The sequence below is a fragment of the Vitreimonas sp. genome (genome assembly GCF_036392335.1).
Lineage (GTDB): Bacteria > Pseudomonadota > Alphaproteobacteria > Caulobacterales > Aquidulcibacteraceae > Vitreimonas.
The window spans coordinates 72,714-86,005 of the sequence record NZ_DASVYD010000015.1; the positions used below are offsets into that span (position 1 = coordinate 72,714).

Here is a 13,292-nt window from a genome sequence, read left to right on the forward strand (position 1 = left end):
ACGATCAAAAGCCGACGTCCTCGATCGAAAGCAGACTCGCATTGCCGCCGGCGGAGGTTGTGTCGATGGACACCACACGCTCGGTGGCGAAGCGCGCCACATAGCGCGGGCCGCCCGCTTTCGGGCCAGTGCCGGAGAAGCCCTCGCCGCCGAACGGCTGGCTGCCGACCACCGCGCCGATCATCGACCGGTTGACGTAAAGATTGCCGACCTTCGCGAGCTGACGCACGCGCTCCGAGGCGCCGGCGATGCGGCTGTGCAGGCCCATTGTAAGCCCAAAGCCGCTGGAATTGATGCGCGCGATCGTCTGATCCAGTTCACCAGCCTTCCACGTCGCGACGTGGAGAATGGGGCCGAACCATTCTTGCTTCAGGTCTTCGATCTGATCGAGTTTAATCACGGTCGGCGGCACGAAGAGACCGCCGCCTTGCGGCGCCTCAAGCGCATGCACCCAGCGCGCCTTCATGGATTGGCGATAGGCCTCAAGCTTGTCGCGCGCTGCCTCGTCAATCACCGGGCCGACATCGGTGCGGATGTCCAGCGGATCGCCGAGGATCAGCGCATCCATCGCACCTTTCAGCATATCGAGAATGCGGTCAGCGACGTCTTCCTGCAGCACGAGCAGTCGCAGCGCCGAACAGCGCTGCCCAGCCGAGCGGAAAGCCGAGGTGACCACATCACCGACGACTTGCTCCGGCAGCGCCGTGGAATCCACGATCATGGCGTTAAGACCGCCAGTCTCGGCAATCAATGGCACGATGCCGCGTTGTTCATTGTCCAGAAGCGCACGCGCAATCGTACGGGCGGTCCCAGTAGAGCCGGTGAACGCGACACCGGCGATGCGTGGATCGGCGGTCAGCACGCGGCCGACTTCCGGACCGCCGGGAAGGAAATGCAGCACGTCCTTTGGCACGCCGGCTTCGTGCGCGAGTTGTATGGCGCGATAGGCGATGAGCGGCGTTTGCGGCGCGGGCTTGGCGAGCACGCTATTGCCGGCGACGAGTGCGGCGGCGACCTGACCGAGGAAGATCGCGAGCGGGAAATTCCACGGCGCAATACACGCGAATACGCCGCGGCCGGCGAGACGTATCTCGTTCAGCTCCCCCGTCGGACCAGGCAAACGTTCCGGCGCGAATTGGGTGCGAGCTTGAATTGCGTAGTAGCGGCAGAAATCGACGGCTTCGCGGATCTCGGCCAACGCGTCAGGGATCGACTTGCCGGCTTCGTGCACAGCAAGGGCCATGAGCTCGGTGCGGTTGGCCTCCATGAGATCGGCCAAACGCTCCAGGCACTGGGCGCGATCTTCGACAGGCGTGGCGTTCCAGCTATCGGCGGCCGCTTTGGCGGCGGCGATAGCGCGAGTGACGTCATCGCCCGTCGCATCGATCACGGCGCCGGCGTTGCGCGCGCGATTGGCAGGGCAACGCACGGGCTTGGCCGCGCCTTCGCTGCGCACGCCCGAGATGAGGGGTGAGGCTTGCAGCGTCGTTGGCATCGCTTTGATCTGCGTGGCGAGCTTTTCCAGCAAAGCCGCGTCGTGCAGATCGATGCCGCCTGAATTGACGCGCCCGGGAAAAATGTCGCGCGGCAGCGGGATCGAGGGATGCGGTTTGCCACCGACTTTGGCGATACGGTCAGCGGGGTCGGCGAGCAGATCGTCTTCGGTAACATCCGGGTCCGCCAACTGGTGTACGAACGACGAGTTCGCGCCGTTCTCCAACAAGCGCCGCACGAGATAGGCCAGCAATTCGCGGTGCCCGCCGACAGGCGCGTAGGTGCGGCAGGCATAGCCCTGCTCGCGCACGAGGCGTTCGTAGAGGCCCTCGCCCATGCCGTGCAGACGCTGGAATTCAAAGTCGCGGCGCTCGCCGACCCATTCAAGAATAGTGGCGACTGTGAGCGCGTTGTGGCTGGCGAAAGCCGGGAAGAGATTGCGGCTGGCGAGCATGTCGCTGGCGCAGGCGAGGTACGACACGTCGGTCGCCGCTTTACGCGTGAACAGCGGATAATCGCTCAAGCTTTCGACCTGCGCGCGCTTGATCTCGCTATCCCAATACGCGCCCTTCACCAGGCGCACCATGAATTTGCGACCGATGTCTTCGCCCAGCGCATCGGCCCAGGCGATCACGGCGCGCGCGCGTTTGCCATAGGCTTGCACCGCCATGCCGAGCCCATCCCAGCTCTTCAGCGCGGGATCACGAGCGACGCCTTCGATAATATCGAGCGACATCATGAGACGGTCGCATTCCTCGGCGTCGATGGTGAAGCCGACATTGGCTGCAGCCGCTTTGCGCGCGAGGCGTCGTGTCATCTCGATAAGTTCGGGCACGCATGTGTCGGCGTGACTGGTCTCGTAGCGTGGGTGCAGAGCCGACAGCTTCACCGAAATTGAATGGCCGCGTCCGAGCTTCGACGTGGCAACGGACTCGATGGCCGCTTCGTACGCGGCGAAATACTTCTCCGCGTCGCCATAGGTGCGCGCGCCCTCGCCGAGCATGTCAAAGCTTGCGGTGAAACCGCGATTGTCCTCGTCGGCGGCGCGTTTCATGGCTTCATCGATGGTGCGGCCCATGACGAAGACTTGCCCCATCATGCGCATCGCCGTGCCGACAGCCGTGCGCACGAAAGGTTCGCCCGCGCGGGCAACCAGGCGCTTCAATGCCCCCGCCTCGCGGGACTCGCCAACAAGCGCACGCGTCAGCACGAGGCCGAACGTGGCGGAATTCACCATCAGCGACTCCGACTGGCCGGCGTGCGCGGCCCAATCGGCGCCGCCAAGCTTGTCCCGGATCAGCATGTCAGCCGTCTCCGGATCGGGCACGCGCAGGAAGGCTTCGGCGAGCGCCAGCAGCGCCACGCCTTCCTCGGTATTGAGGCGATATTCCTGAAGGAAGCGGTTGACCCAGCCGGAGGATTGCGCGGCGCGGAGATCGGCAATGATCGTCTTGGCGCGCGTAACGACCCGACCCCGCGTGCTGGCGGGCAGCGTGGCGGCCGGAAGCAGGGCTTTCAGGACGTCTTGCTCCGGGGCGCGGTAGAGGGCGGTCATTGCGGCGCGGGCGCCATCCATACGCGTGGTCATCGAAGTCAATTCCAGGATGAAGTTTCACTCGCCTATACCAGCGCATTTGGCGAATGTGCTTGTTATGTTGGCGGCATCACCCGAATAATCCCCGCCGATCGGGTTTTCGGGCGAATGATCTTCATGCTGGATGAGATCGACAAGCGCATCCTCCGCGCGCTGCAGGAGGACGGCAGAATCACGAACCAGGCGCTGGCCGAGGCCTGCCACATCTCGCCGGCCGCCTGTTTTGACCGCGTGAAGCGGCTACGCACGCGCGGCTACATTCTGGGCACCATGGCCGTGCTCGATCCCGCCAAGCTCGACCGGGCGCTGCTGATCTTCATCGAGGTGCTGCTCGACCGCACGACCGGCGACGTGTTCGATGAATTCGCCAAAGCCGTCGCCGCGCAGCCAGACATTCTCGAATGCCATATGGTGGCCGGCGGCTTCGACTACCTGATCAAGGCGCGGGTCAAGGACATGGCCGCGTATCGCAACTTTCTCGGCGAGATTCTGGTGAAGATGCCAGGCGTTCGCGAGACACGCACCTATGCGGTTCTGGAAGAAGTTAAGAACACGCTGGCGTTGCCGATCTGAGCCGCATGGCGCGCCTTCATCCGCGCCGACGGCGAGCGCCGACATGACCGCCGCCGCCCAGTCAGCTTTGACGCCGACGTGCAACGCCACGCTCTTCGCTGCGCTGGGCGCCGCGCGGTAACAGCAGGGCTAGCGCTTGCCGCCAGTCTTACGCGACCTGCAAATCTCCAGGAAACCCGCGGCCATGAAGCTCGCCATGCGATCCTTGACGGCGCCAAAATCGTCCGACTTGCAACGTCCGCCGGAAAGGCGATCGATTCGGCCCGTGCGCGCCAGCGTGAGCATCAGCGCACCCGTGACGAAATGATAGCCCCAGAAGATATCCTCTTCAGCGCAATCGGGGAGCGCCTTCTTGAGCAGGCCAAGCAGGCGCAACACAACGGGATCGAAGTGTTGATCCATCAACTCGGCGCCCTCGGGCGTGTTGGACACTTGCGCGCCGAACGCGCCGTAATTCTTCCAGCCCTCCCCGCCTTGGCTGTAGAGATCAAGGTCGGTGTCTAGAAACGCCCTCAGCGCGCCTTCCACCGTCGGCTTGCCCTTCGACGCCTTGTCGTAAGCGTCCAAGGCCTCAAGCCGCCGTGTGCTGGTCACCTCGGCGCGTCGGGCGAACACGGCGTCAAACAGCTTCTTCTTGTCGTCGAAATAATAGTTCACCAGCGTGTGGTGCGCACCGACCCGCAGCGCGACGTCCTTCAACGTCACCCCATGCAGGCCGTGCTTGGAAAACAGATACTCGGCCGCGTCGAGGATCTGTTCCATCTTCTCTTCGCGCTGCTGCACCTTGGTCGGCGGCCGACGCGACTTTGCGCTCTCCGCAGCGGCGCTCTTCTTCGCCCGCGGTTTGGGCGCGCCCGAGGCGCGGGTGCTGGCTTTCGGTCTAGGCGCCGCCATACTCAAGTCTCAAACGAATCTTGTCGATCTTACCGGTGGACGCCAACGGCATCTGCGCCAAACGTATAACCGCATCGGGGATGCACCAAGGCGCCACATGTTGGCGCAGCGGCGCCAACAAATCATCATCGCTGATCGCGCTCTGCTCACGCGTCTGCACCAGCAGGATTGGCCGCTCCCCCCATTTCGGATGCGACCGCCCGATCACCGCCGCGAGGGAAACTTCCGGCAACGAACTCACCACGGCTTCAATCTCGGCAGGATTGATCCACTCACCGCCAGACTTGATCAGATCCTTCGCGCGGCCGGTGATGATGAGATTGCCGCCGTCGTCAATCTTGGCGAGATCGCCGGTCGCAAACCAACCGTCGGCATTGGTGGCGGCATTCGCCTCGCCAAAGTAGCGCTCGATCACGGCGGCCCCGCGCACGCGCAAATGGCCTTCGGCGTTGCGCTGCTGCGGGAGAGCGTTGCCCTCCGCATCCGTGATCAGGAGATCGACACCGATGGCCGGACGGCCGGACAGGTGCGCGGCGCGCGCGGGATCGTGCGGCGGCGCCACAGTCCCGGACGGCGACAGCTCGGTCATGCCCCAGCTGGTTTGCACGGAGACTCCAAGGCGCTCTTCGATCCGCGCCATCAGCGCAGGCGGCAGCGGCGCGCCGCCGACGATGACACGCTCCAGTGAAGGCGTCTCGCCGCCGCTCTCTTCCAGATGCTCGACGAGGCCCAACCACACGGTGGCGACGCCCACAGCGATCGTCACCGACTCCGCGTTGATCAACCGCGCCAAGTGCGCGCCGTCGGCGCGCCGCCCCGGCAGCACAAGCTTGGCGCCTGCCGCCGGGACGGCGAACGGCAGACCCCAAGCATTGGCGTGAAACATGGGCACGACCGTCAGTACGCTGTCGCGCGCGCGGATCGCCATCGTATCCGCCTGCAGAATACGCAGCGTGTGCAGGAAGCTGGAACGGTGCGTGTAGGTCACGCCCTTGGGCGCGCCCGTCGTGCCGGAAGTGAAGCACAAGCCGGATGGCGCTGTCTCATCGAACGCCCCCCAAACGACGTCGCCCCACGCAGACGCAATCAAGGGCTCCAGCGCCTCAATCCGCCGATCGTCCTCCGAGGCAACAACTCCATCGATGACGAGGATACGCTCCAGCTGCGGCGCGGTGACGGCGATCTGACGCGCAAGCGCCAAGAGGTCGGCGCTCACAATCAAAAGCCGCGCTTGCGACCGCGCCAGCATGGCGCTCAATTGCGCCCCCGTGAGCCGTGGGTTGAGGGTATGGCACACTGCCCCCATGCCCATGATCGCGTACCATACTTCAACGTGCGCTTGCGTGTTCCACGCCAGCGTCGCGACGCGATCGCCGTAGGCCACACCCCCGCCACGCAGCACAGCCGACACCCGTTGCGCGCGCGCCTTCACATCCGCGTATCCAATACGATCGCGGCCGCCATCCTCGCGTCCCGTGACGATCTCGGCGTTCGGATGCCATTTCGCGGCGTGCTCCAGAAACTTGTCGAGTGTCAGCGGATACGACTGCATGTCGCCGTCTAGCTGCATTGTGCGACCTGTGGCGGCAGCGGCGGCGACAGCACGCCTACATTCCAATTCCAGGCAATGCCGCCCTGCGCGCGCCGACGACAGACCACGGCTTCATTGAACTCGTACATACCTGGCATGACATGCACGCCAGCTGTCGGCGCGTCATCGAAGGACATGTAATGGCGTTCAGCGCCATAGGGTCGCCACTCCGGCGCTCCCTCGGCGCGGGGTGCGCCATCGCGCGCGAACGACACCCAATAGCGCATCATTGCCTCAGATAGAGCGGCTTCGTCCGGCGTCGCCTCGGGGCGCGGCCAACGCGGCGGCGTCCGCTCCATCGTGCCAAACACGTACGGAATCTCGGCCGCGTGAAAAGCACGCAAGCCAAGCGCATCCGCCGCTGGATAGCCATGGTTGAACAGATAGAGAAAAGATGGATGCCCTTGCGCGGTTTGCTTGGCGACCAGCCGCTCGGCAGTCCAGCCATAGAGCGCATCGCGCGGTGTCATCAGGACGCTCTCGGCAATGTCGGACGAAGGATAGAGTCGCAAGAACTCGTCCGCGAGATCGCCATATCGATTGCGGATCTCGTGCTCATATGTTGCAGCGTCCGCGGGCGGTGGCGGTGCGAGGAACCGAAGCGAACGGATTTCACCTTCGTTGAAGCCGGCCAAGATCGGCACAGGCGCCTGCTCGCCGCGATCGAACACCTCGACTAATTGGCGCGGCACGACGCGGCCGTCGACCGTGATAAACGGAAAATAGCCCGAACGCCCAGCGGCTTCGACAAGCGCGGTCGCCTCCATCGCGCGCATGCTCGCGATGTCGCTCGCGCCAACTTGCCCGGTGAGCCAAAGGCCAATGCCTTCCGCCGGAATGTCGCCATAGCGCGAGCCACGTAATTCAGGCGCGGAGATCATGTAGGCGCTCTGTGCAATCGCTTTCGCGAACAAGCCCCGCGCCTCGGGCGCCGCCATCAGATACATCACGCTCAGCGCACCCGCAGACTCGCCCGCGATCGTGACATTGGCCGCGTCACCGCCGAACGCCGCGATGTTGCGGTTGATCCAACGCAGCGCCGCGATCTGATCGAGCAGGCCGTAATTGCCAGAAACCCCACCGTTCTCGAAACTCAGTTCCGGATGGGCCATGTAGCCCAGTATGCCCAGTCGGTAATTGATCGTGACTACGATGATCCCCTGCTGGGCCATGCGCGCGCCGTCATACATCGCCTCGCTGCCGGCGCCGGTCGTCAGAGAACCGCCGTGGATCCAGACAAACACTGGCGCATTCTGCGCGTCAGCCGGCGCCCATATATTGAGGAAGAGACAATCCTCGCTCATCGCCGCGTGGGTGTTGGAATAGATGCTGCCGCCGCGTGACGACGGTTGCATGCAAGCGGCGCCAAACTGGGTCGCATTGCGCTCACCGCGCCAACGACGCGCTTGCGCCGGCGCGCGCCAGCGCAAATTCCCGACCGGCGCACGCGCGTAGGGCACGCCGCGGAAGACATTGATCCCTTCGGCGAGCGCCTCGCCACGCAGGCGCCCCGCGGGCGCATCCACCAAAGGACCAGTTTGCGCAAATGCAGGGGCCGCCAGACACAGCGCCGCGATAATCAGACATATGGATCGGAAGACCTTCATCCGACAGCGCTCCTGTTCTGCGCTTCGCGCTTGATCGCCGCCGCCAGCCAGAAGAAGAGCGCGATCGCGAGCAGATAGAATGGCACGAGTGTGTAGAACGCCAGCTGCAGTGAATTGCCCGGATGCGTGGGCCGGAAGTAATCGCTCACGGCGCCGAGATAGGTGGGCCCCAGCCCCAGACCGATGAGGTTCATGACCAATAGGAGCAGCGCCCCCGCGAGCACACGCTGGTCGGGTCGCACCTCCTCCTGCACCAACGTCACCGCCGGGGACAGGTAAAAATAGTTGAGCCCCGTCGGCAGCGCGAGGAAGAGCAACGCTATCCGCCAGTCCGGCGCCCAGACGAAACCGATGAAGAGCGGCATCGCCAAGGCCAAGCCAATGGCCGGAATGTAAGCAAACGCTGTCTTGGCGCGCGGCGCATAGGTGTCGATCAATCGGCCGGAAACATACATGCCGGCGCTGACAAAGACGCCGATGAGCAGTGCGTAATAGACGGCCACTTCATTCAGAGTCATGCCCTTCTCGCGCATCAGAAAGAGCGTGGTGAAATTGAGCACGGCGTAGGTCACGAATTGCGTCGCCCCGCACGCGAGCGACACGCGCAGCAACACCGGATGCTTGAAGAACATCGCAAACGTCGACCAGAAACCGGACTTCTCCGCCGACGTCGCCACGGCCTGAACAGGCGCAGGCGCGTCCAAGCCGCCGCGCTTGGGCTCTCGCACGAACACCCAGACGATGAGCGCGGTGGCGACACCAACAATGCCGACAACGATGAACGCTGAGCGCCACGAATACGCGGCTGCGATGGAAGCGCCGAAGGCGATGCCCAAGGCCTGCCCGATCGGCGGTCCGAGATTGAACAGGCTCAACGCCGTCCCGCGCGAACCCGATGGGAAATAGTCTGAAATGATCGCGTACGACGGCGGCACCCCGCCCGCCTCGCCCACGCCCACGGCCATGCGCGCTGCGGCGAGCTGCGGGTAGTTTGCCGCGAAACCGCAAGCTGCCGTCGCCGCGCTCCAGAGCCCGCATGCGATCGCCAGTACTTTGGTGCGGTTGGTGCGGTCGGCCAGCCATCCGACCGGGATAGCCAACACACAATAGAACACCGCGAAATAGAGCCCGCTGATCAGGCCGAGCTGACCATCGGTGACACCCAATTCGTCTTGAATCGGCTTGGCCAGGATCGACAGAAGCTGACGATCCAAGAAGTTCAGCACGTAGACGAAAGTCAGAATGACCAGCGCCGACCAAGCGCGGGCGCCCGGCCGCGTGGATGACGCGGCCGGGCTGGTGCTGACGACGAACGTTTCGTTGCCGGTGCTCATGCAAGAATCCCCCCGCACCAACAAACGCCGATGAGGCGGATTTGGCCAGCCATTAGAATACTCGCGTGACACGAAGACCGAACTGGCGCGGCGGACCATAGAAGTGCATGCCGGAGTTCAGCGCCGCCACGTATTCCTCATTGGTCAAATTCGTCGCCCATAGCGTGGCGATGATGTCGCCGTGCGTCCACGCCAATTGCGCATTGAAGACGTTACGCGCCTCGACCCGGTCGCCGCGCGCTTCGTTCTGGAAGAGCGTCGCCCATTGTTCGGAGACGTGGCCGTAATTCAAGCGCGGCGTCAGCGTGTCGCCGCCCGGGAGCGAGAACACATATTGCGCGCCGACATTGAAGGTGAATTCGGGCGCGTAGGTCTGCTCGCGCCCCTCCAGCGCTATGCAGGAGAGACTCGATGGGCCTGTTTCCGGATCGCACGGCGTCACAGAGATGGCGCGCCCGTCGGTCGCGTAGAACGCGCCAAGCTCGCTATGCATCCAGCCCAATCCCGCATCCACCGAGAACGCGCCAAACACGGCCTCCAATTGCGCTTCCAGGCCGTACATCTCGGTCGTGTTCGGGACGTTCACCTCCTGGCCGAAGACGGGGAAGTCGGGATACCCGATAATGACCTGGAAGTTTTCATAATCGTTGTAATAGGCATTGATCTGCGTGCGCAGACGCCCATCGAACCAGCCGGCTTTCCAGCCGACCTCATAATTCGTGACCAATTCCTCGTCGAACGGCTCAAGCGTTATGGTCGAGCCGAACAAGCTCACCGGGAGGTTCAAGCCGCCCGGGCGGAAACCAGTTGCGACGAAAGCGTAGAGGAAATTGTGATCGTCGACGGTCCAGTTGAGCGCCACCTTGCCAGAGAGATTGGACCAATCGGCTTCCTGCTCCTGGAGGATCGGAATGCCATACTGGCTAACGCGGATATGGTTCTCGGTGCTGCTCTCCGCATAGCGTGCGCCAACCTGCAATTCGAACCTGTCGGACAGTTCGAAAGTCACTTGGCCAAAAACGGCCGCGGTTTCCTTCGGATTGGTCCCGTCGAGCACGTACTCGCTGGCGGGATTGCCGGGCGGCACGCCAATGACGAATTCGTCGGGCAGGAAATTGTATTCGTCGTGCTGGTAATAGGCGCCGAGAATCCAGGTGATCGGCCCGTCGTCCGGCGAGATCAGGTTGAATTCCTGCGAGTAGATCGTCTCGTCGACGCTGTCGCGGAACGTATTGTTCCCGATGCTCGTGCCGTCGAGATCGGCGCGATACATCGTATTGCCTTCCTGATAGCCGCTGACCGACCGCAGCGTCACGCCGTTGCCGAATTCGTAATCGACGCGCAGCACGGAGCGCATGAAACGATCCAGCGCCATCCATTCGGCGTTTGACGTGATGTCAAACGGCTCATCGTCATAGAAAATGGGTTCAGCCGGATAGGCGCTGAGATCGAGGTAATTGAGATCGGTCTTGAACAACACCGAGAGGTTGGAAGCCGGCTCCCAAAGCACGCTCAAGCGCCCACTCGCGGTGAAGATGCCGTCGTCGCCGCTGTAGGGCCCCGTGATATCGTAGAAACTGTCGCGCGAATCCGTATTGAAGGCCACACGCGCCGCCAGCGTATCGCTGATCGGCAGATTGACCGCGCCTTGCGCGCCGACCAGATCGTAATTGCCGACCTGGCCTTGAATATAGCCATGATAGCCGCCGTCGATCACCGGATCGCGGGAACTCACGAATACGGCGCCGCCGGTCGCGTTTTGCCCCACGAACGTCCCTTGCGGGCCGCGTAGAATTTCGACGCGCGCGATATCGTAATAGGGTTCGCCGGTGAAATAGCCCGGGAAGGTCGCGACCCCGTCGCGATAAGTGATGACGCCGGTCGTCGTCTGCGTGTTGTGCTCGGCCTTGCCGATGCCGCGGATATTGAAGTCGATGCCTTGGCCGAAATTGTTGACCGTGGCGCCTGGCGCCGCGAACTGAAGCTGATCGACCGTGGTGACGCCGCGATTTTCCAGGTCTTCCCCACTCAGCACGGTCACCGCTATCGGCGTCGTCTGGACATTGGTGCTGCGGCGTTCGGCGGTGACGACAATCTCGTTCTCATCGCCCTGATCGCCAGCGCTCTGCGCATAAGCCGGCAAGACAGCCGCCACCTGTGCGGCGGCGCACGCCGACGCGAGAAGTATCGCCCTCATTGTATTCCTCCCCTGGGCGCCGGTCGTCGTTACGCCAGCGCGCCTTAGCGGGGATAGAGCCACCAAACCGCCCCTCTGTCAATCTTCACTCTCGCGTGCGTGAATATTATGCACCCCTCCCGCATGCACACTTTTTGCTGGAGGCACGTCGTCCGACCTGGCGACCCCAGCGCGGCAAGACGCCTGAGGACGCGCTTGATTGGCGCAGCGTCTTGCCGTCGGCAGCGCTTCATGCAAGTCGCATTAGACGCGCATGAGATGTCTCTTGGAACGCCATGTAGTTGCGCCGAATTCAGCGGCACATCCACCTCAGCATGATATCGCTGCGGTTCGCCGAGTTGCACAATCCGACCAAACTTGCGAAACCCCGACGCCGGACAAAATTGCGTGCGGAAAGGACGACGCGTGAGCGATCCGCGCAAGGATCAAACGCTGGCAGGCGACGAAGCATCGACGCTGGAGCGTCATCGAACGCCGTTGATCCGTTACTTCCTACGCCGCGGCATGTCGGCGGCGACGAGCGAGGATCTCACCCAGGAGGCCTTCACAAGGCTGCTGGCGCTGGCCGATAAGTCCCACATCCTTAACCTCGAAGCCTATCTCTTTCAGATCGCCGGAAGCGTCTTGACCGATCACCTGCGGCGGCGGCGGGTGCGCGGCGCCGGGGCGCACCTACCACTGGAAAATGCCCCCCTGGACGCTGAGGTGTTGACGCCGGCTCGCGTCTTAGAAGGCAGAGAGGCTATTGCACGCGCCGCCGCGGCGCTGGCGGAACTTAGACCGAAGACACGCGAGATTTTCTTACTCAATCGTATGGACGGCCTCAGCTACACACAGATCGCGGTGCGCTTTGGCATATCGCCAAGCGCTGTAGAAAAGCACATGATCAAGGCGCTGTCGCACCTGCAAACGAAGATGAAGGCGTCCGATGCGGACTAGTCTGGACACCGAGGCGACATCGATGGCCGGGCAAGCCGCGTTCTGGGTGGTTCGGCTCCATTCCGATCAAGTGACCGCCGCCGATGAAGCGCACTTCGCTGAATGGCTCGCCGAGCAACCCGAACGACGAGCCGCTTATGACGAAGCAGAGCGCACATGGCTCGCGTTTGAGCGCCTTCGCGCTGATGGCTATGCGCGCAGAGCCTTGGCTACCCTGGGCGCGAAGCAGACGGGCTCACGCCGCGTCTGGATCACAGGCGCGCTGGGCCTTGCGGCGGCATCTGCAGCGGGGGTCGCCCTCTATCTGGATCGGCACAGCCGCACGTATTCCACCGGCATTGGAGAATTGCGACGCACCAGATTGGCCGATGGCAGCACAATTTCGCTCAACACCTCGACGCGCGTCAGAGTCCAGCTTGATGGCGATCAGCGACGCGTGTGGCTCGACTACGGCCAAGCCTATTTCGCCGTGGCGCGCGATCCATTGCGTCCGTTCCGAGTCTTCGTGGGGGATGAGGAAGTGCGCGCGCTTGGCACTGCGTTCGAAGTCCGCCGCGAGGGCGATCGCGTTCAGGTAATTTTGGAGGAAGGCGTCGTTGCACTCTATCGCGGCGACACGGAAACCGTGCTGCGTGCGGATACGCCGCCCGAAATTGTGCTGCAGCCTGGAGAGGCCGCCGATATTGAACCCATGGCAAATGCGCGGGTCGAGCGGATCGATCTGCGCCGCACCGGTGCTTGGCGGCAGGGGCAGCTTATCTTCGACGCAGAGCCGCTGGCGCGCGCGGTCGCGGAAGTGAACCGCTATCATGAACGTAAGATCGTGCTGACCGACCCTTCGCTCGGCGATATCAGCATTAGCGGCGTTTTCCAGACAGGGCGTCCAGAAGCGTTCGCCGACTCGCTTACCGCCGCATTTCCGATCGAGATCGCCGGCCAAAGCGATGCCGAAATTCGCCTGGCGGCAGCCCACGCCCCAGTGTCTGCCGGCCATCCGTAACAAAATTGAAAATATTTGCTGAGGTGTTCGGCCCAGCCCGCGTCTCTTCTTGTGCGGGGGAGTTGGTGT

General features: G+C 63.2%; 9 protein-coding genes. 3 read left to right on the forward strand and 6 right to left on the reverse strand.

Going from position 1 to position 13,292, the window contains the following annotated elements:
- Positions 1 to 4 precede the first annotated feature (4 nt).
- Positions 5 to 3,082, reverse strand: coding sequence for a bifunctional proline dehydrogenase/L-glutamate gamma-semialdehyde dehydrogenase PutA (gene putA, locus VF769_RS03135; protein WP_331006907.1), 3,078 nt, complete (start codon positions 3,080 to 3,082; stop codon positions 5 to 7).
- 123 nt (positions 3,083 to 3,205) lie between these two features.
- Here putA and VF769_RS03140 point away from each other — a divergent pair, with 123 nt between their 5' ends.
- Positions 3,206 to 3,661, forward strand: a complete 456-nt coding sequence (locus VF769_RS03140; RefSeq protein WP_331006908.1) for an Lrp/AsnC ligand binding domain-containing protein — start codon at positions 3,206 to 3,208, stop codon at positions 3,659 to 3,661.
- A gap of 129 nt (positions 3,662 to 3,790) precedes the next feature.
- Here the strand turns inward: VF769_RS03140 and VF769_RS03145 are convergent, their stop codons facing one another.
- The 5 genes from VF769_RS03145 to VF769_RS03165 all read right to left on the reverse strand — a co-directional run bounded on the left by VF769_RS03145 (position 3,791) and on the right by VF769_RS03165 (position 11,284).
- A complete protein-coding gene (locus VF769_RS03145) occupies positions 3,791 to 4,423 on the reverse strand; it encodes a TetR/AcrR family transcriptional regulator (protein ID WP_349258086.1) in 633 nt (210 codons plus the stop codon).
- A 118-nt stretch (positions 4,424 to 4,541) separates the two neighbouring features.
- The gene (locus VF769_RS03150; RefSeq protein ID WP_331006910.1) at positions 4,542 to 6,107 is read right to left on the reverse strand and encodes an AMP-binding protein; all 1,566 of its coding nucleotides are present in this window, start codon (positions 6,105 to 6,107) and stop codon (positions 4,542 to 4,544) included.
- An 8-nt stretch (positions 6,108 to 6,115) separates the two neighbouring features.
- Positions 6,116 to 7,753, reverse strand: coding sequence for a carboxylesterase/lipase family protein (locus VF769_RS03155; protein ID WP_331006911.1), 1,638 nt, complete (start codon positions 7,751 to 7,753; stop codon positions 6,116 to 6,118).
- On the reverse strand, positions 7,750 to 9,087 hold the full coding sequence (locus VF769_RS03160; protein ID WP_331006912.1) for an MFS transporter: 1,338 nt from the start codon (positions 9,085 to 9,087) through the stop codon (positions 7,750 to 7,752). Before VF769_RS03160 ends, VF769_RS03155 begins: the two co-directional genes overlap by 4 nt.
- A 52-nt stretch (positions 9,088 to 9,139) precedes the next feature.
- On the reverse strand, positions 9,140 to 11,284 hold the full coding sequence (locus VF769_RS03165; protein ID WP_331006913.1) for a TonB-dependent receptor: 2,145 nt from the start codon (positions 11,282 to 11,284) through the stop codon (positions 9,140 to 9,142).
- A 405-nt stretch (positions 11,285 to 11,689) separates the two neighbouring features.
- Between VF769_RS03165 and VF769_RS03170 the strand changes: the two genes are divergently transcribed.
- Both VF769_RS03170 and VF769_RS03175 read left to right on the forward strand, forming a co-directional pair.
- Positions 11,690 to 12,223 (forward strand): RNA polymerase sigma factor, encoded by a 534-nt coding sequence (locus tag VF769_RS03170; protein WP_331006914.1) that lies wholly within the window; start codon positions 11,690 to 11,692, stop codon positions 12,221 to 12,223.
- The gene (locus VF769_RS03175) at positions 12,213 to 13,223 is read left to right on the forward strand and encodes a FecR family protein (RefSeq protein ID WP_331006915.1); all 1,011 of its coding nucleotides are present in this window, start codon (positions 12,213 to 12,215) and stop codon (positions 13,221 to 13,223) included. Before VF769_RS03170 ends, VF769_RS03175 begins: the two co-directional genes overlap by 11 nt.
- Positions 13,224 to 13,292 lie beyond the last annotated feature (69 nt).

Excerpts from the sequence above, each read along its gene's own strand:
- putA (WP_331006907.1), bottom strand. The coding sequence starts at position 3,082 with ATGACCACGCGTATGGATGGCGCCCGCGCCGCAATGACCGCCCTCTAC.
- VF769_RS03140 (WP_331006908.1), top strand. The coding sequence starts at position 3,206 with ATGCTGGATGAGATCGACAAGCGCATCCTCCGCGCGCTGCAGGAGGAC.
- VF769_RS03145 (WP_349258086.1), bottom strand. The coding sequence starts at position 4,423 with ATGGAACAGATCCTCGACGCGGCCGAGTATCTGTTTTCCAAGCACGGC.
- VF769_RS03150 (WP_331006910.1), bottom strand. The coding sequence starts at position 6,107 with ATGCAGTCGTATCCGCTGACACTCGACAAGTTTCTGGAGCACGCCGCG.
- VF769_RS03155 (WP_331006911.1), bottom strand. The coding sequence starts at position 7,753 with ATGAAGGTCTTCCGATCCATATGTCTGATTATCGCGGCGCTGTGTCTG.
- VF769_RS03160 (WP_331006912.1), bottom strand. The coding sequence starts at position 9,087 with ATGAGCACCGGCAACGAAACGTTCGTCGTCAGCACCAGCCCGGCCGCG.
- VF769_RS03165 (WP_331006913.1), bottom strand. The coding sequence starts at position 11,284 with ATGAGGGCGATACTTCTCGCGTCGGCGTGCGCCGCCGCACAGGTGGCG.
- VF769_RS03175 (WP_331006915.1), top strand. The coding sequence starts at position 12,213 with ATGCGGACTAGTCTGGACACCGAGGCGACATCGATGGCCGGGCAAGCC.